The following is a 19783-nucleotide window of genomic DNA, read 5'->3' as shown; positions in this document are numbered from 1 at the left end:
CGATCGTCAGGACGTCGGTGTCATTCCGTTTCACAGCGTGATGTGAACCGTTATCAGGGCAATGTAATGAAGTCACAGAAAATTGACAAGACCTCGGTCCTGGATTGTGAATCTGTTACATATCAGAAACACGCTGTGATAGATTCCCGTCTCGGCGGGTCACCAACCGAAGGTGATCGATCGTCTAGGAGGTGCGGATGAGCGCAACGACTCCCCAGCGCAGGCGCGCGGAGATCGAGAGTCTGATGGGGGACCGCGCCGAGGTCGACATCCAGAGCCTGGCCCTGCACTTCGGGGTCTCGGAGATGACGATCCGTCGTGATCTCGGTGCACTCGAGGAGGACGGCGTCGTCCGAAGGCTCGTCGGCGGTCGGGCACTGCTCCTCGACGCCAAGAGCCGCGAACCCGCCCTCTCGACGAGGTCGACCGCGGCATACGAGTCCAAGTCGCACATCGGCCGCGCCGTCGCCGACCTCCTCTCCGACGACGAGGTCGTCTTCATCGACGGCGGCAGCACGGCCCTCGCGGCGGCGCATTCCCTTCGCGGCACCGGGCGCAGGCTCACCGTACTGACTCGCAGTCTGCTGATAGCCGCAGAGCTCGCCGAGGAGCCGCACGTCGAGATCTTCATGCTCGGGGGGCGCGTGAAGTCCTCCGAGATGCTCACGACGACGTCCACGATGTCCGACGACCTCCGCCACTTCAACGTCGACACCTACGTGATGGGGATCAGCGGAGTGCATCCCACCAGGGGGCTCACGGATTACGACCCGGATGAGAGCGCAGGGAAGCGGCTCGCGCTCGAGCGCGCGGATCGGGTGCTCCTGCTCGCGGATCACTCCAAGCTCGGACGGGTCCTGATGTCGCGGGTCGCAGGGCTCGACGTGGTCAGCACTCTCGTCACCGACGCTGACGAGCAGAATGAGGTGCTCGCCGCATTGCCCCCGTCGGTATCCGTCGTGCGCGTGGAGCCGACGCCGTGACGTCGCGCTCGGCGGCGACCTCGGCGGTCGTGCGGACTGAGTCGCCCCGGGAGGCGGCCGAGCTCTTCATCGCCGTGACGCGCACCGGTTATGACGCGGTCCGTCTCGCGGTGTGAGGCGGACCGGGGTCGTGCGGGGCAGGCCTCAGGCCAGAACGACGTCTACCCCCAGCGCGGCGTACGTGTGCACGGCCCGCCGGTCGCACGTGAGCAGCGGGACGCCCGCGGACTTCGCGGCGAGGGCGACGAGGCCGTCGTAGACGGCTCCGCCCGCGATGCCGGCTGCGGAGAGCGTCTGCACGGCGCGCAGCGCTTCTCGAGGAGGGAGAGCCGACGACGCCGGGAACGCGGCGGCGATGAGACGCTCGGCACCTCGGGGAGTGACGCGGGCCGCGCCCGGGAGTCGGGTCAGCACCGAGTACGTCTCGACCATCGCGTGTCCGGCGAGGCCGAGGGAGCGGCCCCGGCACGTGTCGCTCACGCTGTCGTGCAGCGGGTTCTGCTCGTGCAGCAGCGCGATGGCGGCACTGGTGTCGAGCAGGAGGTCAGCGCTGGTCGGCAAGGCGCAGCTCGCGGATCTCGTCGGGAGTGAGGGCCGGACCGCCTGTGATCACGAGGCGTCCGTCCTTCTCGACGACGTTGTCGGGAGCCTCGACCTCGATGCGCACCCCGGTGCCGTCGATGATCAGATCGACCGGACCCGGCAGCATCCCGAGCCTCTCTCGGATGCTGGCGGGAATCACGATCCGCCCTGCCTTGTCCATGGTCGCTTGCATACCATCACGATACCATTCTCATGGCACCTCACAGCCGGGGACGGGAGAGCGGATGCCGTCGCCACGGCGTGCCCGCCCGCGACTCGGCGACGCGACGACCGAACCTCTCGGCTTTCCCTCACGAGCGGTGGCAGAGTGAGCGGGACGGAGGTGCACATGGGTCAGGCGGTGCTGTGGGGAGCGGTCGCGGCCGCGCCGCTGTTCGTGGGAGCCGTGCTCGCACTCCTGCGCTCATGGCCGCCCCGGTGGCTCGGCATCGTCCTGGGCTTCGGCGCCGGCGCGCTCATGGCTTCGATCGCGTTCGAGCTGTGGGAGGAGGGGCTCGCGCTCGCGGGTCCCATCCCGCTCGTCGTGGGCGTCGCGCTCGGAGCGCTGAGCTATTACGTCGCCGACCGCATCCTCGACGCCCGGGCCGCGAAGACGAAGGGCCCGGCAGGAGGGGGGCAGCTTGCGGTAGGAGCGCTGCTCGACGGCATCCCCGAGCAGCTCGTGCTCGGCATCGGTCTGGCATCCGGCGAGCCGGTGAGCGTCGCGCTCGTCGTAGCGATCCTGGTGTCCAACCTGCCCGAGTCGATCGGCTCGGCCGCCGATCTGCTGCAGGGCGGCATGGCACGCTCGCGCGTGCTGCTGCTGTGGGCCGGGGTGACCGTGGTGTGCGCGGCGGCGACCGTCGCCGGCTTCGGCCTTGCGACCGTGACCGACGACAGCTTCCGCGCTGCGGCGAGCGGCTTCGCGGCGGGCGCCCTGCTCGTGATGCTGGTTGACTCGATGGTGCCCGAGGCGCAGTCGAAGGCGAAGGAGTCGACCGGGCTCGCGACCGTGCTCGGCTTCGCGCTCGCCGCGGGCCTCGCGCTCGCGACCTGAGCCTCCCCGTCGGACCCGACATCCGGCGGTCCGTCCGCCGGGGATCGGCCGCATCCGGCGGGTTCCCGACCGTGTCGGACGGCGGGATGCTGGGCACGACGTCGCACCCGCGCGACGATGGACACTGTGAACGAAGGAGTTCCCATGACCGACACGCTCACCCGCCCGCCCTTCGATCCCGAGCTCGAGGCGGCCCTCGCGCTCGTCGGCGACCAGATGCCCTCGACGCTCACCGCCGAGATGATCCCGCTGCTGCGGCAGACGCCGATCGCCGGCGACGACGAGGTGCGTCAGGTGCTCACCGACCGCGGCTTCGTGTGGCGAGACGAGACGATCCCCGGTCATGACGGCGACGAGATCGTCGTCACCGTGATCCACAAGGACGGCCGCACGGGCACCGGGCCCGGGTTCTTCCACACGCACGGCGGCGGCATGATCATCGGCAACCGCTGGCTGGGCGTGGTCGGATTCCTCGACTGGGCCGAGCGCTTCAACGGCGTCATCGTCACGGTCGAGTACCGTCTCGCACCCGAGTTCCCCGATCCCTATCCCGTCGAGGACTGCTACGCCGCCCTGCGCTGGACGGCCGAGCACGCCGACGATCTCGGCATCGACACGACCCGTCTGCTGATCGGCGGGGCCAGCGCGGGCGGCGGGCTGGCCGCCGGCACCGCGCTGCTCGCCCGGGACCGCCGCGGACCGGAGCTCGTCGGGCAGCTGCTCATCTACCCGATGCTAGACGACCGCGACGAGAGCGTCTCGACGCGCCAGATCGACGGTGTCGGCGTGTGGGACCGCGGCTCCAACATCACCGGATGGACCGCCCTGCTGGGCGACCGCAAGGGCACGGACGACGTCTCGATCTACGCCGCCCCCGCGCGGGCCACGGACCTGGCGGGACTCCCTCCCGCGTTCATCGACTGCGGCAGCGCGGAGGTCTTCCGCGACGAGGACGTCGCCTACGCCTCACGCCTGTGGGAGGCCGGCGTGCAGGCCGAGCTCCACGTGTGGGCGGGCGGGTTCCACGGCTTCGACATGTTCGCACCCCACGCCGCCGTGGCGCAGGCGATGCTCGCGGCCCGCGACGACTGGGTGAACCGTCTGCTCGGATAGCAACCTCCGCGCACTAGGGGGTCGGGAGCTCGACCCCCTAGTGTGGAAGCCCCGCGCGATGGAGCCCGACATGCAAGATCTGCTGGGGCGGCTCACCGCCCTCGACCCGGATGCGAGCGAGACGCTCAAGGTCGTCACGTACTTCGACGCCCTCGTCGCGCGATCGGTCGGCGTGGAGAGCATGCTGCGTGGGGCGGCCGTCCTGAGCGGCGCCACGGTCGGGCAGCGCGACGGCGCGCACATCATGCGCGTGAGCGCGGACGGTGTCCGCATCGAACCGCGGGCCCCCGGCGAGGCGCACCTGCAGCGCGAGAGCGGCCCCGACGCCGTGGCCTGGATCGAGCGCGAGGGCGATCCGCACACGAACGACGCCATGATCCTCGAGAGGCTGACGCTCGCGCTCGGCATCCTGCGCGCCCGGAGATCCGTGGGCCCGGAGAGTGCGGTCGAGCTCGTGATCAGCTCGTATGCGGCTCCCGACGAACGCGCGGGCGCGCTCGCGCGGCTGCGCCTCGGTAGCGACCAGCTGCGGGTCGTCGCCTCGCCGCCGGACCCGGCGCCGGCGCCTCGGCATCCGTCCGCGGTCGTCGCGACGCGACACGGCCTCACCCGCGCCACGATCGTCGGCGCGGATGCCGATCTGACGGCCGTGTGGGAGAGCGGCGTCTCCCCGCGCTGCGGGATCGGCACGACCGCCCCGGGTGACGCCCTGCCGGAGTCGTGGGAGGGGGCGCTCATCGCCGCGCGCCTGACGAGCGACCTGGAGCCCGTCGTCCGAGCGGAGGATCTCGGGGCCGCGCTGATCGTCGCGCAGGCGGCGGAGTCGGGGCCTGTCCACCCCGATGCTGAAGCGCTCGGCCGGCTCGATGCGCGCAGCCTCGAGCTGCTCGACGCGATCGCCGAGGAACGCAGCGTGCGCGGCGCCGCCGCACGCTTGGGGCGCCACCATTCCAGCGTGCAGGAGAAGCTCACGTCTCTGATCGACGTGCTCGGCTACGACCCGCGCACCTCGCGCGGTCACACCCGGTTCGTGCTGGCACGGATGCTGCTGACCCTCGCGTCCTGAACCGCCGGCATCCGCCCCTAGTACCCCGGATACTCCTTCAGCTTCTCCTCGAACTCGGCGCGGTCGGCGTCGCTGAGCACGGCGCTCGCGATCACCGCGATCTGCAGGCCCTCCAGTGGTTCGCCGGTGCGAGCGTTCTGCGCCTCGCGGGCGGTGCGGAAGTCGCCGGTGGGGTCGTTCGACAGGTCGTAGATGTTCGCGTAGAACCGCAGCGGATCGGGGTAGTTCTCGGTGTAGTACTCCCACGTGTGCTGCAGGCGCGGGTCCTCGTTCCCGTACAGCTTCGCCTTCATCGACGGGTCGAGGCTGGAGTACTCGTCGTTGAAGGAGTAGAGGTAGGCGAGGCCGTGCTCGGCCACGACGTCGTCGATCAGGGCCATGACCGCGAGCTTCTCGTCGTAGTCCTGGATCGGCGCGGTGGTCGCCCACCCGACCGAGGTGTACTCGACGAGCATCGACTCGCCGCCGTAGCCGTTGCGCTCCGGACGGAAGTCCTCGTCGCCGACCTGCACCCACTCGTACCCGAACTCGGCCGTGACCCGGGCGCGGATGTCGGCGAACAGCGCTTCGGCCTCGGCCTGCACCTGTTCGAGCGACTGCTGACGCAGGATCTGCTCCGGGTCGGTGCCCTTGATGCCCGGGTAGGCCTCTTCGTGCTTCTGCTCCTCGGACTTCATGCCCTCGTAGGTGCCGGCGGCCGAGGTGCGCAGGGCGCTCACGCCGCCGATCGTCGCGACGTTCACGACGAGGGCGATCGCGAGGGCGATGGCCCCGAACGTGCGACCACGGCTCGTGACGAGCGCACCGATCCCGATCGCGACCACGACGAGCTGCAGGGCGATCATCGTGATCCCGTAGAGCGCGTCGGTCGCTCCGACGGCGAGCGTGATGAGCAGGATCAGGGCGAACAGGATGCCGCCGATCAGCGCGATCCAGCCGAGAACGTTCGCGCTTTTCCGCTCCTCGGGACCTGCCGTCGCACTGCCGGTCGCCGCGGGGACGCCGGGCTGCTGCACGACGCTGACGCCGGAAGGGCGCCGCGCACCCCGGTAGCCGCCGGGCGGCGGCACAGGAGGCGCGCCCTCGGTGCCCGCGACGTAGCGTGCGCGCTGCTTCTCGTGGTCCATCACCATGGCCTGTCCGTCCCGGATACGGGCTCGTTGCCGCCCTGCTGCTGGTCGCGCTCCTGCGTTCCTTGCTCGAGTTTCTCCTTGAGATCCTCGAGCTTGTCCTCCGAGGGCTGCGGCTCGTCCTGCGGCTGCTCCTCCTCCTCGGGAGGGGTCTGCTCCTCCTGCTGCTTCTGCTTCAGCCGATCCTCGAGGCCGTCCTTGCTCTCCTGCATGTCGCGGTTCGGGTCGGGGGACTGCTGCTGCGCCTCCTCGCTGCTGCACTCGGAGGGCATCTCCGTCGTGACGGTGAGCGCCTCGCCGTACAGCTGGGCCGCCGCGGTGCCGTCGCCGTCGGCGCGGGCCGCATCGCCCATCCGCTCGATCACGAGTGCGAGGTTGATCCGCACGCTGCACACCTCGAGGCCGGTCGCGAGGTCGAGCGACTCCTCGAGCTCCGCGCGCGCCTCGGGCAGGCGTTCAGCGCCGGCGAGGGCGGTGCCGACGTTGAAGGGCGCCTTGTACGGCTCGAACCAGTTGAGGAACTCCTGACCGCGGGCGGCGGATTCCGAGCTCGAGAAGTCGTCGGCGACGTAGGCGCTGATCGACTGGTGGGCGAACGCGTACATGCTGAGCAGCTTGCCGACGAACAGCAGTGCGGCGAGGGTCAGGGGCAGCGTGCCGATCGCGATCCAGCGGCGGATGCGGCGGCGGCGCCGGTTCGAGGCCAGCAGAGCGGATGCCGCCTCGGCGCGCATCTCGTCGGTCTCGGTCACGGTGGTCATGCGTCACCCCCGGTGCTCGGCGTCGTGCGGGGAGCGCGGAGGTGCCGCAGTCGCGCGATGAGCATGCTCGCCCGCAGCAGCTCGACCGCGAGCAGGGCCGCGACGACGAGCGCTGCGATCCAGTACAGCTCGATCACATTCCCGACGCTGCCCGACTCGGCGTAGGCCGTGGTCGTGGACGGCGCCTCGGGCAGCACGAGCTCGGCGTCCGCACTCCGATGCTGGTATTCGACGCCCAGCTGCGAGGCGATCCGCTCGAGGTTCGTCTCGTCGATGACCGACAGCGCATCCGCCCCCTCGTACTGGATGTAATCACCCGGGGTGCCGTCGACCGCGCCGGTCGTGAGTCGCATGGGACCGCCCTCGGCCGTGCCGTAGCCGAGCACGGCCCCGGCATCCGTGTACCGCGCGCTGCCGTCGAAGGGCTCGGGGGCCGAGTCGACCGTCTGCTCCCCGTCTCCGAAGTAGAAGACCATGCGCGAGCGGTCGGGCTGCGTCTCGGCGGCGTTCGCGAGCGTGTCGCCGAGCAGCTGGTTCGCGATGCCGACCGAGCTGCCCCGCGACTGGCTCGTGACCTCGGGGCGCAGCACGTCGAGCGACGAGATGAGCGCGGTGGTGTCGGTCGTCAGCGGCAGGCGGAGATCGGCCGAGGCGGCGGAGGTGATGAGCGCGAAGCGCGCGCCGGGGTACTCGTCGACGATGGACTGCACGTCGGCGCGCACGCCGTCGAGGCGCGGCTCGCCGTCGCCCCAGTCCTCCGCGACGATGCTCGCCGTGGTGTCGACCACGAGCACGATGTCGGTGTCGGTCGCGAGCGTCTGCGTCGATCCGCCGGGGATCCCGGGTCGCATCAGCATCACGAACACGGCGAGCAGCATCACGAGGCGCATCGCCCACAGGGCCTTGTCGCGGCCGCGCGCCTTCACGAGCGCGAGCACTCCGATCGCCGCGATCGGCGCGCACAGCAGCACGAGCAGGAACACGTTCAGGACCGGTTGGAGGATCACAGCTTCACCCTCCACAGCACCACGACGAACGACAGCATCCCGATCAGCAGCACGACGATCCAGAGATCGGGGGTGTCGGTCCACACGACCTGCGCCTGGCCCTGGAGCTCGGTCGCCTCCTGCTCCTGCACCTGCGTGACGATGTCGCTCACGGTCGTGGTGTCGCGCAGGCCGTAGGCCGCACCCCCGGTCGCCTCGGCCGCGCGGGCGAGCTCGGCGCTCACCTCGGCATCCTTCCCCTGCACCGGGTTGAGCGCGAACACGCGCACGCCGACCGACTTCGCGTAGGCGGATGCCTCGTCGAGCGTGACGATCGAGGCGCCGTTGATCTCGTTGTCGGTCGCGAAGATGATCGAGCGCGAGCGGTCGTCGTCGGGGTGATCGAAGGCCATGGTGCACGCCGCAAGACCGTCGCCGATGAGCGAGGCTCCGTTGCCGTTGAGCGTGCCGACCCAGTGCTCGGGGATCTCGTCGAGGTAGTCGAAGCTCTCGCTGATGCTCTGCAGATGCCCGCGGATGAACGCGTAGTCGTCGGTGAGCGGGAAGATCTGCACGGGCGAGCTGTTGAAGATCGTCAGTCCGATGCGCTCGCCCTCGAAGTCGTCGAGCAGTTCCTCGAACACGGTGAGCACCTCGACGTCGACCTCGCTCATCGACCCGGAGACGTCGAGGCACAGCATGATGTCGCGGCTCGTGTTCACGGGCTGGATCGTCTGCGACGACATCGGCCGGGCCGCCACCACGCCGGCCGCGAGCATCGCCACCACGCCGATCGCGAGGATGCCGGAGAGGCCGAGGACCCGTCGGTTCAGGGCGCGGCGGAAGGAGGGTAGTGCGCGCAGACGCTCGGCGCGGGCGATGCGCGCGTGGTCGTGGACGTCTCCACGGCCGCCGCCGCGCAGTCCGAGCAGCACGCCGACCACGATCGCCGCGACGAGGACGCCCGCGACGACGAGGACCAGCCATCCGTTCGCTAGTGCCACGAGCGCACCACCGTCCTGGCCGCCTCGGCACCCGCGAGCGGATCGATCGACGGCCCCTGCCGGAAGATGCTCGGGTAGTAGTGGCGGCTCATGGCGTCGATCAGCGCGGGGTGCACGCCACGCGACACGAGGTCATCGAGGGCGAGCACCGGAGCCTCCAGGCCGCTGTACTCGTTCACGAACGTGCGGACGACGCGGCTCAGCTCGAGGTTGGCGTTGCGCGCGGAGAGCGCCCGGCCGCGGTAGTCGTCCTCGATGCGCTGGATCGCCTCGAGGTACTCGACCCGCAGCTGCGAGAGCACGTCGACGGTCTGCAGGGTCGGGATGTCGCCCGCACGGGTCAGCGTGAGGTCCCGCCGCGGGCGGGTGAGCGCGACCACCAGCCACGCGGCGGCGATGAGCAGCACCAGGATGCCGATCGCGAGCAGGATCCAGCCCCAGCCGTACTGCGCCGGCGGGTAGAGCTCGTCAGAGCCGGGCATGGGACCTCCGGTTCAGCAGCTGCAGCAGCTGTGCGACGGCGTCGTCCTGGTCGGCCAGTACTCCGTGGCTGATCTCCATGCGGGTGAGGAGCTCCGCGAGACGCGCGGCATCCGCCTCGGTCCGCGCCGTCAGCTCCTGCACGATGTCGGTGTCGCCCTGCACGAAGTCGGGCACCTCCCAGAGGCTGTCGACGTCGCGGCGGGAGATCGCAGTGCGATGGTCCAGCACGGGCTCGGCGTCGCGCACGGTGAGCCAGAGCACGTCGTGCTGCACGCGCAGCCGGCGCAGCATCCGCTCGGTCTCCTCGGTCACCGGCGCCTCGTCGGTCACGACCACGACGATCATGCGCCGCGAGATCGTGCGGGCGACGTAGGAGAGGAGGGCGTCGCGGTCGCTCGGCGCCGTGCTCTCGTCGATCGCCCGGTCGATCGTGCGGAGGGCGTGCTCGAGAGCGCCCTCGCTGCGTCCCGGTGCGCGGCGGCGCACACGGTCGGCGTCCCCGTACACGAGGCTGAAGTCGTCGCCGTGACGGAGGGCGAGCACACCGAGCACCCCGGTGCTGAGGATCGCGAGATCCTTCTTCGACTTCTCGTCGCGGGCCAGAGCACCCATCGACCGTCCCGTGTCGACCACGAACATCACGGTGTGCATGCGCATCGCCCGGTGTCGCTTGACGAGCGGTGTGCCGAGTCGGGCCGTCGCGCGCCAGTCGATGTCACGCACCTGATCGCCGTACTCGTACTTGCGCAGGTCCTCGAAGTCGAGGCTGCGCCCGTGCAGCAGCGACGCGTACGCGCCGTCGAGCGCGTGCAGCGACTTGCGCGACGAGTGGATGAAGAGCTTGCTCTTCACCTGCGTGATCAGGCTGGACATGGTCGGGTCGTCAGGGAGTGGGGACCGCGCCGAAGATCTGGTCGATGATCTCCTCGCTGCGGATGCCCTCGGCGTCGGCCTCGAAGGTCAGGAGCACGCGGTGGCGCAGCACGAGGTTGCGGAGGGCGCGGATGTCCTCGGGGAGCACGTGCGCGCGGCCGTTGAGCAGCGCGAGAGCGCGAGACGCCTGCAGGAAGGCGATGCTCGCACGCGGGCTCGCGCCGTACTTGATGTAGCGTGCGCGCTCCTCGCCGATGTACGGCGCGGGGTTTCGGGTGACGTAGGCGATCGACACGATGTAGTTGCGGATGGCCGGGTCGACGTATATGCGCGAGGCGACGTCCTGCAGCATCCGCACGTCGTCGAGGGTGATCGCGCTCTCGACGTGCCGGTCCGGGTCGAGCACGCCCGAGTCGATGCGGCCGAGGATCTCGAACTCGTCGGCCGGGCTCGGGTACTCGACGATCTCCTTGAGCAGGAAGCGGTCCATCTGCGCCTCGGGCAGCTCGTAGGTGCCCTCCTGCTCGATGGGGTTCTGCGTCGCGATCACGAGGAACGGCTGCGGCAGGTGGTGCACCTCGCCGCCGATCGTGGTCTGGTGCTCCTGCATGGCCTCGAGCATCGCGCTCTGCGTCTTGGCGCTCGACCGGTTGATCTCGTCGAGCAGCACGAAGTTCGCGTGCACGGGGCCGAGCACGGTGCGGAACGACCCGGTCGCGGCGTCGTAGATCTGGTTGCCCGTGATGTCGCTGGGCAGCAGGTCGGGGGTGCACTGGATGCGCTTGAACTGCGCCTTCACGGTGTCGGCGAGCGTGCTCGCGGCCGTGGTCTTGGCGAGACCGGGCACGCTCTCGAGCAGGATGTGCCCTCCGGCGATGAGCGCGATGAGCAGGCTCATGCGCAGACGCTCCTGGCCGACCATCTTGGCCGAGTACGCGTCGGAGACCGTCTTCAGCACGGCGCCGGCTCGGCGCAGCTCGGCGTCGGTCGGGGCCTCGGACCTCGTGGATGCGGAGGGGGAGGCCGGCACGGAGCTCGCGGCGGCGTCGGCGCGCGTGGCCGGAGGCGCCGGGGGTGCGGGAGGGGCGGGAGGCGCGGCCGCGGCGGACGGCGCTGGTGGCGGCGGCGGGGTCGATCCCGCGGAGGTTCCGGGCGCGTAGGGCTCGTTCATCGGTCTCCTCGTTCCACGGGGACACCGAGACGATCCCCCGCGCACCAGCGTAACCGCATCCGCGGACGCCCTTCGGGGTGGCGGGTGGGGACTTCTCCCCATGCGCCGGGGAGACGCGGGCCGGGCTCTCAGACGGGCACGGGGTCGGATGACGCGCGCCGGCGTCCGATCCACACGACGAAGCAGGCGACGCCGATGATCGCGATCGCGATGCCGACGATGTAGCCCGCGACGCCGAGGTAGCCGCCGGGAATGAAGTGCGGGTTGAGGAAGGGGTACGGGTACCAGTACTCGGCACCCGTGGCGGGCGCGATCACGAAGTTCGCTCGGATCATCGTGTACACGGCCCACGCGAGGGGGAAGGCCGCGGTGATGAACACCGTGCCCCACGGCAGTGCCCGTCGCCGCGGTGCGAACAGCACGTCGATCAGGAGGATCAGCGGGAAGACCACGTGCAGCACCTCGTTGGACCACGGCACCGTGACGCCCTGGGGGAGCTCGTATCCGCGGAGGAGCGTGTTGTAGACGATGCCCGTCACGATCATGTAGGTGCTCGCGCACACGAGCAGGATCGCGAGCCACGAGGGCTCCTGCTCGCGGTCGCGGCGATGGCGGATGCTCCAGAGGGCCGCGATGATGAACGCCACCGCGGCGATCACGTTCGAGTCGATCGTGAAGAAGCTCAGGAAGTTCCACCACACGGTCGGCAGATGGCTGCCCCACGGTGTCGGGTCGACGGCCGCGAGTTGCAGCGTCAGTGAGAGCTGCGCGATCACGGCGGCAAGGCCGAGTGCCGCGGCTGCGAGTCGTGCGTAGGGCCACCAGGTCGTCATATTCGCCTCCGCGCACACTTTATCCATGTGTTGCGGTTTCCGACCTAGACCGGCATCCCGATATATCGCTAGGGTCGGAGCCATCGACGGCACGGCGCGGCGGAGGGGCCACATGAGCGACGGCACGGCAGAGCGGACGAACGACGCGCGCGGCAGACGCTGGCGCGGGAGGGTCGGGCTCAGCATCCAGTCGAAGCTCCTGATCATGCTGCTGGCGGTGAGTCTCGCCTCCTCGGTCATCGTCGGCACGATCGGCTTCCTCAACGGCCGGCAGTCGCTGCACGACTCGGCCATCGACCAGCTCATCACGATCCGCTCCATGCGCGCGGCCGAGATCACGACGGCGCTCGACGCCGTCAAGCGCGATGCATCGCTGCATTCCCGCAACCTCAGCGCGCAGGCGCTGTCGACCTCGATCAACGAGGGCTTCGCCGAGCTGCAGCAGGAAGAGCCCGAGCCCGAGGATCGCGCGGCGCTCGAGACCTACTACTCCGACGTCTTCATCCCCGAACTCGAAGGTCGCACCGGCGACTCGTACGGGGACGAGGCATTCATCCCCGACTCCGTCGCCGGCCAGCATCTGCAGGCGCACTTCACGACCCAGAATCAGGACTTCGACGCGGACTACGACACGCTTCTCGACGACAACGACCCGGATGACGGGTCGAGCTACGGGGCCGCGTCCGAGCAGTACGGCGACTACTTCAGCCGACTCGTGCGCGAAGCCGGCTACGAGGACGCCCTGCTCATGAACCTCGACGGGGATATCGTGTTCTCCGCGTACAAGGGCGTCGAGCTCGGCAGCAATCTCATGTCCGGCCCCTACCGCGAGACGGCGTTGGCCTCGGCCTACGCCGAGGCGATCGCCACGAACTCGGTCAGCACCGTCGTCCTCACCGACTTCGAGCGCTGGATCCCCTCCCTGAACGTCCCGACGATGTGGGTCATCTCGCCGGTGGGCAACGACAGCCGCATCACCGGTGCCATGGCGTTCCAGGTGTCGATCGACACCATCAACGCCCTGACCACCGGGAAAGAGGGATGGAAGGAGCAGGGGCTCGGCGACACCGGCGAGGTCTACCTCGTCGGACGCGACGACCTCATGCGCAGCAATTCGCGCATCCTCATCGAAGACCCGGAGGACTACGAGAAGCGCGCCGTGAACGGCGGGATCGCTCCGAGCATCGTGAAACGCGCGGTCGAGGTCGACGGCACCGTGCTGCTGCAGCCCGTCGACACCCAGGCGGTCGAGGATGCGCAAGCTGGCGAGTCCGGCACGACGACGGGCCGCGACTACCTGGGAGGAGACAGCGTCACGGCGTACGCGCCGCTCGAGGTCGAAGGGCTCGACTGGGTCATCATCGCGCGCATCGACTCCGCCGAGGCCTTCGCGCCGGTGAGCGACTTCACGCGCACCGTGCTGCTCTCGCTGCTCGGCATCCTGCTCGGCGTCTCGCTGCTCTCGCTGCTGCTCGCGCAGGTCTTCACGAGACCCGTGCACCGGCTCGTCGGCGCCGTGCACCGCGTCGCCGCCGGGGATCTCGACGTGCAGGTGCCGCAGGGGTCGCGCGACGAGTTCGGCGACCTCGGCCACGCGTTCAACGACATGGCGTCGAGCCTGCGCATCAAGCAGGAGCTCATCGACGAGCAGCAGGTCGAGAACGAGAAGCTGCTGCATACGCTGATGCCCGAGAGCGTCGCCGCGAAGTACAAGAAGGGTGACGAGGCGATCTCCGAGGCGCACGAGAACGTGTCGGTCGTGTTCGCCGAGCTCATCGGCTTCGACGACTACGCGCGCGGCCTGTCGCCCGAGCAGGAGATCAGCCACCTGAACACCCTGATGCGCGGATTCGATGAGGCGGCCGAGAAGGCCGGCGTCGAGAAGGTGCGGACGCTGCGCGGCGGGTACCTCGCCTCCTCGGGTCTCGTGGTGCCGCGCGTGGACAACGTGCGGCGCAGCGTCGACTTCGCCAGGAACCTGCTCGGGGTCGTCGAGCGGTTCAACGCGCAGAACGGCACCTCGATCGGACTCCGCGCCGGTGTCGACAGCGGCACGGTCACGAGCGGTCTGGTCGCGCGCACCACCCTCGCCTACGACCTGTGGGGCGACGCCGTGAACCTCGCGTATCGGGTGCGTTCCGTCACGGGCGACCCCGGCGTGTATGTGAGCCAGACCGTCTACGACCGCACCCGCGAGATCTTCACGTACTCGGAGGCGGGCACGGTCGAGGCCCACGGCGGCACAGAGACCGTCTGGAAGGTGGCCTGACATGGTCGAGGACGCGTTCCGCGACGGGTGGGGCTGGTGGGTCATCGCCCTCGCGGTCGGCGTCCCCGTGCTGCTCGTCGTCCTCACCGAGCTGATCAACGGACTGCGGCGTCGCAACAACCCGCTCGCCGGTCCGCTGCGTCTGCTGCGCAACGGCGTGATCCCGATCGGGGCGCTGTTCGCGCTGCTGGCCTTCGCGATCCAGTCGCCCGCCGATCAGGTGTGGACGCGGATCGTCGCGACGGTCTTCGGCTTCCTCGTCATCCTGCTGCTGCTGTCGTCGTTCAACGTGGCGTTGTTCGCGAACGCGGCCGAGGGCTCTTGGCGCAAGCGCATCCCGACGATCTTCGTCGAGATCGCGCGCCTCGTGCTCGTGGCGCTCGGCCTCGCGCTGCTCTTCTCCTGGGTGTGGGATGCCGACGTCGGCGGTCTCTTCACCGCCCTCGGCGTCGGATCCATCGTGATCGGCCTGGCCCTGCAGAACGCGGTGGGCGGCGTGATCTCGGGTCTGCTGCTGCTGTTCGAGCAGCCCTTCAAGATCGGCGACTTCCTCGATGCGGCCGGGGTGCGCGGCCGGGTGGTCGAGGTGAACTGGCGTGCGGTGCACATCGACACCGGCTCCGGCATCCAGATCGTGCCGAACTCGAGCCTCTCCGGCGCGTCGTTCACGAACCTGTCCGAACCCGAAGGGCCGTATTCGGCGGAGGCATCGGTGAAGTTCGCGACGGACGACCCGCCGCACGAGGTGATCGCCCTGCTGGTCCAGGTCGGCGACGGACTGCCGATGCTCGCCGCCGGCGAGCGGACGAGCGCGAGCTACTCCGGAGCCGGCGCGTACGGCGTCTCGATCCCCGTGGCCGGACCCGCGGATGCCGGGCGCGCACTCTCGATGTACCTGTCCTGGCTCTGGTACGCGGCCCGGCGTCGCGGATTCGCCCTCGACGGCGACGACAGTGATCCGATCGCCGAGCCCGCACGGCTCGTCGAGGCGCTCACCGCGATCTCGGGAACGCTGCACCTGCACGACGACGACCTGGAGGCGATGCTGCAGGGCTCGCATCTCGAGCGTTACGGCGTCGGTGAGGTCGTGCTCGCGAGCGGGGTCGTGCCCGACGAGGTGCGTGTGGTCGTGTCGGGTCGTGCGGTGCTGGCGCTCGAGGTCGACGGCGGACGTGTGGAGTTCGCCGCGGCCGAGAAGGGCGACATCATCGGGCAGACGGCGCTCACGCGCGAGCGCACGCAGGCGGTGACCGTGGCGGGCGAGATCCTCACGGTCGTCGTGCTGCCGCTCGCGACCGTCGACGAGCTGATCCGCACGCGGCCGCGTCTCGCGACCGAGATCGGCGAGTCTCTCGAGCTCAAGCGCAAGCTGGCGGGCGAGATGCTGCAGAGCGTCGAGGCCCAGCGCGGAGCTCTGCGCCGGGGCGGGTCGATCAGTCCCCGCTGAGCGCCGTTCAGCGCGACCGGCGACCCCAGCGCAGGCGGGTGACGAGCACGCCGAGCAGGCACAGCGCCCCGCCGAGGAACATGAGCGGCGTCGGCACCTCGCCGAGGATCGCCCAGGACAGCAGGATCGCGATCGCCGGGACGACGTAGGTCGTCGCGGAGGTCTGGCCAGCGGTGCTGCGCTGCAGCACGTACGCCCAGGTCGTGAACGCGATGGCCGTGGGGAAGACGCCGAGGTAGATCACCCAGAGCGTCGAGTCGAGCGGAGTGGTCTGCACCGCGCCGATCAGGCTCCCCGTCCACGGGAGCAGAGCGACCGTGCCGGTGACGGCGCCGAGGAACGTGAGCGTGGTGGCGTCGGACCCCGCGTTCAGCAGTCGCTTCTGCAGCAGGGTGCATCCCGCGTACATGACCGCGGCGAGCAGAGCCAGAAGCAGCCCGGTGATGTCGGGGCCGGCATCCGTCGTCGAGTTCATGCCTATCAGCACCACACCGAGGAACGCGATGGGCGCACCGACGATCAACGGCTTCGGGAAGCCCTCGCGCAGGAACAGTCCGCTGAAGACCACCACCATGAGCGGAGCGAGGTTCACCACCATCGCGGCAGTGCCGGCGTCGAGCGTGCGCTCGGCCGCATTGAGGGCGAGGTTGTACACGCAGAACCACCCCACGCCCCACACCGCGATGAGCCACCAGTGCCTCCGCTCGGGAAGGCGGATTCCGTGCCGCAGAGCGATGACCGCCAGCACGAGGCTGCCCACGGCCATGCGCAGCAGAGCCAGTGATCCCGGTTCGAAGTGCGGTCCGGCCCCACGGATGCCGATGAACGCCGAGGCCCACAGCACGACCGTGACCAGCGCGGCCGCAAGCACGAGAGGCCCCTGGCGGCGTGGCGTCGTGGCGGTGGCGTCGCTCGGGAGCTCGGTCTGTGCCATCTTCCGATCGTGGCACCGGCGTCCGACATCCGCGACCGCCGCGAACGACAGCATCCGTCGCTTTCCCGCCACCGTCCTCGGTAGGGTGACGACGTGCGCAACGGGCGCACGATCGAGGAGAGCGGGTGGGGACGATGCTGTCGCCGTACAACGCGTCTGTAGCGGGAGAGATCGAGGAGCGCTGCCGGGCGTTCCGAGCAGGGCAGGAGAGCCTCCAGGGGCTGCAATCCTTCATCTCGTCCCGACAGAACCTGTTCGAGAACGACCGCTCGGGCATCGCTCTCGCGACACTGGAACTCGACGCCGAGCTCGAGCACGTCATCTACGCCGAGGCCGAGGACCGGGCGTCCGCCCTCCGAGCGACCGATGAGTATCTCGCGCGCTTCGGCGTCGATCGAGCCTGACCGAGTCCGCCGACCGCTTACCGTCGCACTTCGTGCCGCTCGTTCGCGTCTCGGGCGGCACGAACTGCGACCGCAACCATCACCCACCTCCGAAACGGCCCCGAAACCACGCTTCGGTAGGATGGGATCGCCCGAAGAGGGCCAGCTCATCAGCCGGTGCAAACCCGGCGTCAGCAAGGGGGACACCCATGCCAGGAATCGTGATCGTCGGCGTCCAGTGGGGCGATGAAGGCAAGGGGAAGGCCACCGACCTGCTCGGCGAGCGCACCGACTGGGTCGTGAAGTTCAACGGCGGCAACAACGCCGGACACACGGTCGTCGTCGGCAACGAGAAGTACGCGCTGCACCTGCTGCCCTCCGGCATCCTGTCGCCCGGCGTCACCCCGGTCATCGGCAACGGCGTCGTGATCGACCTCGAGGTGCTCTTCCACGAGCTCGAGGCGCTCGGCGCCCGCGGGATCGACGTCTCGCGCCTCAAGGTCTCGGCCAACGCGCACATCATCACGGCCTACCACCGCACGCTCGACAAGGTCACGGAGCGCTTCCTCGGCAAGCGCAACATCGGCACGACCGGCCGCGGCATCGGTCCGGCCTACGCCGACAAGATCAACCGCGTCGGAATCCGTGTGCAGGACCTGTTCGACGAGAACATCCTGCGCCAGAAGGTCGAGGGCGCCCTCGACCAGAAGAACCACCTGCTCGTGAAGGTCTTCAACCGCCGTGCGGTCACGGTCGACGAGATCGTCGAGGAGCTGCTGTCGTACGCCGAGCGGCTGCGACCCATGGTCGCCGACACGGGCTACCTGATCGCCGAGGCCCTCGACCGCGGCGAGGTCGTCGTGTTCGAGGGCGGCCAGGCCACCATGCTCGACATCGACCACGGCACCTACCCGTTCGTGACCTCCTCGACCGCGACGGCCGCGGGCGCGGCATCCGGTTCAGGTGTCGGTCCCGGGGCCCTCGACCGCATCGTCGGCATCGTCAAGGCGTACACGACCCGCGTCGGCTCCGGTCCGTTCCCGACCGAGCTGTTCGACGAGCAGGGGGACTGGCTGCGCTCGCGCGGCTTCGAGTTCGGCACCACGACCGGTCGCCCTCGCCGCGTCGGCTGGTACGACGCCCCGATCACCCGCTACGCGACGCGGGTCAACGGCATCACCGACCTCGTGCTCACCAAGCTCGACATCCTCACCGGCCTCGAGCAGATCCCCGTGTGCGTCGCGTACGACGTCGATGGCGAGCGCTTCGATGAGGTGCCCGTCAACCAGACCGACTTCCACCACGCGACGCCGGTGCTCGAGTACTTCCCGGGCTGGACCGAGGACATCTCGACGGCCCGCACATTCGACGACCTGCCGAAGAACGCGCAGGACTACGTGCTCGCGCTCGAGGGGATGAGCAACACGCGCATCTCGGTCATCGGCGTCGGCCCCGAGCGCGACCAGGTGGTCGTCCGCACTGACCTGCTCGACTGACGCACCCGCCCGTCTATTTGCGTCATATGCGCATCGGCGGGCGGGTATTCGCGCCAAACGGCAGAAACAGACGGGTGGGGAGCGGGACATGACACGGTTCTGGCTGGGCGGCTACGGCGCCGCCATGCAGGGTTCCGCCGACGGCATCGGCCTGCTGGCGGGGGACGAGCAGACCCCCACCAAGCTCTCATACCGCGGCGCGGTCACGCAGACCCCTTCGCCCTCGTGGCTCGCGCAGCATCCGACCCTGGACGTCGTCTACGCGGCTCTCGAGGGGGATGCTGCAGCGCAGGCGTTCCGTCGTACCGGCGAATCGACGCTGCAGCCTTTCGGCGACCCGGTCGAAGCGGGCGACTCCGTGTGCCACGTCACGGTCGCGCCCTCGGGGTCGTATCTCGTGGCGAGCTGCTACGGCGACGGACGCGTTGTGCGGATCGGCATCGCCTCCGACGGGTCGCTCGTGCCGGATGCCGCGAACAAGGCCGCCGAGCTGCGCGCGGCGCTGCTCGGCGAACCGGCCGAGACCTCGGCTCCGGCGGGCGTCGCGGTCGCGGCATCCGATCCCTATGCCGGTGCTCTCACCGCGACGGGCCAGGAGCGCGTCTCACACGCGCACGCGTCCGCGTTCCTCCCCGACGGGCGCATCGCGACCACCGATCTCGGCTTCGATCTCGTGCGGTTCTGGCGTCCGACACCCGCGGGACTCGCGCTCGACCACGAGGTGACCCTGCCGCTGGGCACGGGACCGCGGCACATGGTCGTGCATCCGAGCGGCCACTTGCACGTCGTGACCGAGTACTCGTGCGAGGTGTTCACGCTCGCGGCGGGTCCGGACGGCATCTGGCGCGTCGTGTCGTCGGTGCTGTCGAGTCCGATCGCCGAGGTCGGGGTCGACTTCCCCGCGGAGCTGGCGCGCACGCGCGACGGCCAGTTCCTGTACACGGCGCTGCGCGGCAGCAATACGGTCGCGACGCTGCGGGTGCGCGGTGCGGGCGAGACTCTCGACCCGGTGGCGCTCGCCGACTCCGGGGTCGACTGGCCGCGGCATCACCTCGTGCACGAGGGCAAGCTGCTCGTGGCGGGGCAGCGCTCCGACACGATCACGCTGCTGGACCTCGACGAACGCACGGGCGCGGTGCTCGGCATCCGCCATGAGGCGCAGGTGCCGACGCCCACGCACTTCCTGCCGGTGCGCTGACCTCGGGGCGTCGG

General features: G+C 69.7%; 20 protein-coding genes. 9 read left to right on the top strand and 11 right to left on the bottom strand.

All coding sequences use genetic code 11. From position 1 onward, the window contains the following. The first annotated feature begins 197 nt into the window (after positions 1 to 197). Entirely contained in the window at positions 198 to 983 is a 786-nt protein-coding gene (locus tag MRBLMX7_RS09440) for a DeoR/GlpR family DNA-binding transcription regulator (RefSeq protein WP_363367904.1), read from the top strand. Between the two features lie 144 nt (positions 984 to 1127). On the opposite strand, the gene MRBLMX7_RS09435 is transcribed toward MRBLMX7_RS09440, so the two are convergent. Both MRBLMX7_RS09435 and MRBLMX7_RS09430 read right to left on the bottom strand, forming a co-directional pair. Then, the gene (locus tag MRBLMX7_RS09435) at positions 1128 to 1544 is read right to left on the bottom strand and encodes a PIN domain-containing protein (RefSeq protein WP_363367902.1); all 417 of its coding nucleotides are present in this window, start codon (positions 1542 to 1544) and stop codon (positions 1128 to 1130) included. Further along, a complete protein-coding gene (locus MRBLMX7_RS09430) occupies positions 1528 to 1758 on the bottom strand; it encodes an AbrB/MazE/SpoVT family DNA-binding domain-containing protein (RefSeq protein WP_363367900.1) in 231 nt (76 codons plus the stop codon). The genes MRBLMX7_RS09435 and MRBLMX7_RS09430 overlap by 17 nt, the downstream gene beginning before the upstream one ends. 135 nt (positions 1759 to 1893) lie before the next feature. Here MRBLMX7_RS09430 and MRBLMX7_RS09425 point away from each other — a divergent pair, with 135 nt between their 5' ends. The 3 genes from MRBLMX7_RS09425 to MRBLMX7_RS09415 all read left to right on the top strand — a co-directional run bounded on the left by MRBLMX7_RS09425 (position 1894) and on the right by MRBLMX7_RS09415 (position 4801). Beyond that, the gene (locus tag MRBLMX7_RS09425; RefSeq protein ID WP_363367898.1) at positions 1894 to 2622 is read left to right on the top strand and encodes a ZIP family metal transporter; all 729 of its coding nucleotides are present in this window, start codon (positions 1894 to 1896) and stop codon (positions 2620 to 2622) included. Positions 2623 to 2766: 144 nt separating this feature from the next. Further along, complete coding sequence (locus tag MRBLMX7_RS09420; RefSeq protein ID WP_363367896.1) at positions 2767 to 3735, top strand: alpha/beta hydrolase; 969 nt, start codon at positions 2767 to 2769, stop codon at positions 3733 to 3735. A 70-nt stretch (positions 3736 to 3805) separates the two neighbouring features. Beyond that, positions 3806 to 4801 (top strand): hypothetical protein, encoded by a 996-nt coding sequence (locus MRBLMX7_RS09415; RefSeq protein WP_363367894.1) that lies wholly within the window; start codon positions 3806 to 3808, stop codon positions 4799 to 4801. A 17-nt stretch (positions 4802 to 4818) separates the two neighbouring features. Here the strand turns inward: MRBLMX7_RS09415 and MRBLMX7_RS09410 are convergent, their stop codons facing one another. The 8 genes from MRBLMX7_RS09410 to MRBLMX7_RS09375 form a co-directional block, all read right to left on the bottom strand. Continuing rightward, positions 4819 to 5934 (bottom strand): hypothetical protein, encoded by a 1116-nt coding sequence (locus tag MRBLMX7_RS09410; RefSeq protein WP_363367892.1) that lies wholly within the window; start codon positions 5932 to 5934, stop codon positions 4819 to 4821. Further along, positions 5928 to 6692, bottom strand: a complete 765-nt coding sequence (locus tag MRBLMX7_RS09405; RefSeq protein WP_363367890.1) for a hypothetical protein — start codon at positions 6690 to 6692, stop codon at positions 5928 to 5930. The genes MRBLMX7_RS09410 and MRBLMX7_RS09405 overlap by 7 nt, the downstream gene beginning before the upstream one ends. Beyond that, positions 6689 to 7699 (bottom strand): VWA domain-containing protein, encoded by a 1011-nt coding sequence (locus MRBLMX7_RS09400; protein WP_363367887.1) that lies wholly within the window; start codon positions 7697 to 7699, stop codon positions 6689 to 6691. The genes MRBLMX7_RS09405 and MRBLMX7_RS09400 overlap by 4 nt, the downstream gene beginning before the upstream one ends. Continuing rightward, entirely contained in the window at positions 7696 to 8682 is a 987-nt protein-coding gene (locus tag MRBLMX7_RS09395; protein WP_363367885.1) for a vWA domain-containing protein, read from the bottom strand. The genes MRBLMX7_RS09400 and MRBLMX7_RS09395 overlap by 4 nt, the downstream gene beginning before the upstream one ends. Next, a complete protein-coding gene (locus MRBLMX7_RS09390) occupies positions 8673 to 9164 on the bottom strand; it encodes a hypothetical protein (RefSeq protein ID WP_050723423.1) in 492 nt (163 codons plus the stop codon). Before MRBLMX7_RS09390 ends, MRBLMX7_RS09395 begins: the two co-directional genes overlap by 10 nt. Further along, the gene (locus MRBLMX7_RS09385) at positions 9151 to 10038 is read right to left on the bottom strand and encodes a DUF58 domain-containing protein (protein ID WP_363367883.1); all 888 of its coding nucleotides are present in this window, start codon (positions 10036 to 10038) and stop codon (positions 9151 to 9153) included. Before MRBLMX7_RS09385 ends, MRBLMX7_RS09390 begins: the two co-directional genes overlap by 14 nt. A 10-nt stretch (positions 10039 to 10048) precedes the next feature. After that, the gene (locus MRBLMX7_RS09380) at positions 10049 to 11209 is read right to left on the bottom strand and encodes an AAA family ATPase (RefSeq protein ID WP_363367881.1); all 1161 of its coding nucleotides are present in this window, start codon (positions 11207 to 11209) and stop codon (positions 10049 to 10051) included. Positions 11210 to 11337: 128 nt separating this feature from the next. Further along, positions 11338 to 12042, bottom strand: a complete 705-nt coding sequence (locus tag MRBLMX7_RS09375) for a Pr6Pr family membrane protein (RefSeq protein ID WP_363367879.1) — start codon at positions 12040 to 12042, stop codon at positions 11338 to 11340. Positions 12043 to 12154: 112 nt separating this feature from the next. Here MRBLMX7_RS09375 and MRBLMX7_RS09370 point away from each other — a divergent pair, with 112 nt between their 5' ends. Together MRBLMX7_RS09370 and MRBLMX7_RS09365 are read left to right on the top strand one after the other, a co-directional pair. Further along, positions 12155 to 14311 carry an adenylate/guanylate cyclase domain-containing protein gene (locus tag MRBLMX7_RS09370; protein ID WP_363367877.1) on the top strand — a complete coding sequence of 719 codons (2157 nt, stop codon included), beginning with the start codon at positions 12155 to 12157 and terminating at the stop codon, positions 14309 to 14311. Position 14312: 1 nt separating this feature from the next. Further along, positions 14313 to 15758, top strand: coding sequence for a mechanosensitive ion channel domain-containing protein (locus MRBLMX7_RS09365; protein ID WP_363367875.1), 1446 nt, complete (start codon positions 14313 to 14315; stop codon positions 15756 to 15758). Positions 15759 to 15765: 7 nt separating this feature from the next. Here MRBLMX7_RS09365 and MRBLMX7_RS09360 read toward each other — a convergent pair whose 3' ends face one another. Then, positions 15766 to 16692: a DMT family transporter gene (locus MRBLMX7_RS09360; RefSeq protein WP_363367873.1), complete on the bottom strand. Its 927-nt coding sequence runs from the start codon at positions 16690 to 16692 to the stop codon at positions 15766 to 15768. Between the two features lie 125 nt (positions 16693 to 16817). On the opposite strand from MRBLMX7_RS09360, the gene MRBLMX7_RS09355 reads away from it, so the two are divergent. The 3 genes from MRBLMX7_RS09355 to MRBLMX7_RS09345 all read left to right on the top strand — a co-directional run bounded on the left by MRBLMX7_RS09355 (position 16818) and on the right by MRBLMX7_RS09345 (position 19769). Further along, positions 16818 to 17096, top strand: coding sequence for a hypothetical protein (locus MRBLMX7_RS09355; RefSeq protein WP_363367871.1), 279 nt, complete (start codon positions 16818 to 16820; stop codon positions 17094 to 17096). Between the two features lie 188 nt (positions 17097 to 17284). Next, a complete protein-coding gene (locus MRBLMX7_RS09350; RefSeq protein WP_050723414.1) occupies positions 17285 to 18571 on the top strand; it encodes an adenylosuccinate synthase in 1287 nt (428 codons plus the stop codon). An 88-nt stretch (positions 18572 to 18659) separates the two neighbouring features. After that, entirely contained in the window at positions 18660 to 19769 is a 1110-nt protein-coding gene (locus MRBLMX7_RS09345) for a lactonase family protein (RefSeq protein ID WP_363367868.1), read from the top strand. The last annotated feature ends 14 nt before the right edge of the window (positions 19770 to 19783 follow it).

It is taken from the genome of Microbacterium sp. LMX7-1.2 (assembly GCF_040675935.1).
Taxonomy (GTDB): domain Bacteria; phylum Actinomycetota; class Actinomycetes; order Actinomycetales; family Microbacteriaceae; genus Microbacterium.
Note: the sequence above shows the minus strand (reverse complement) of the source record. Positions and strands in the feature narration are given on the sequence as shown.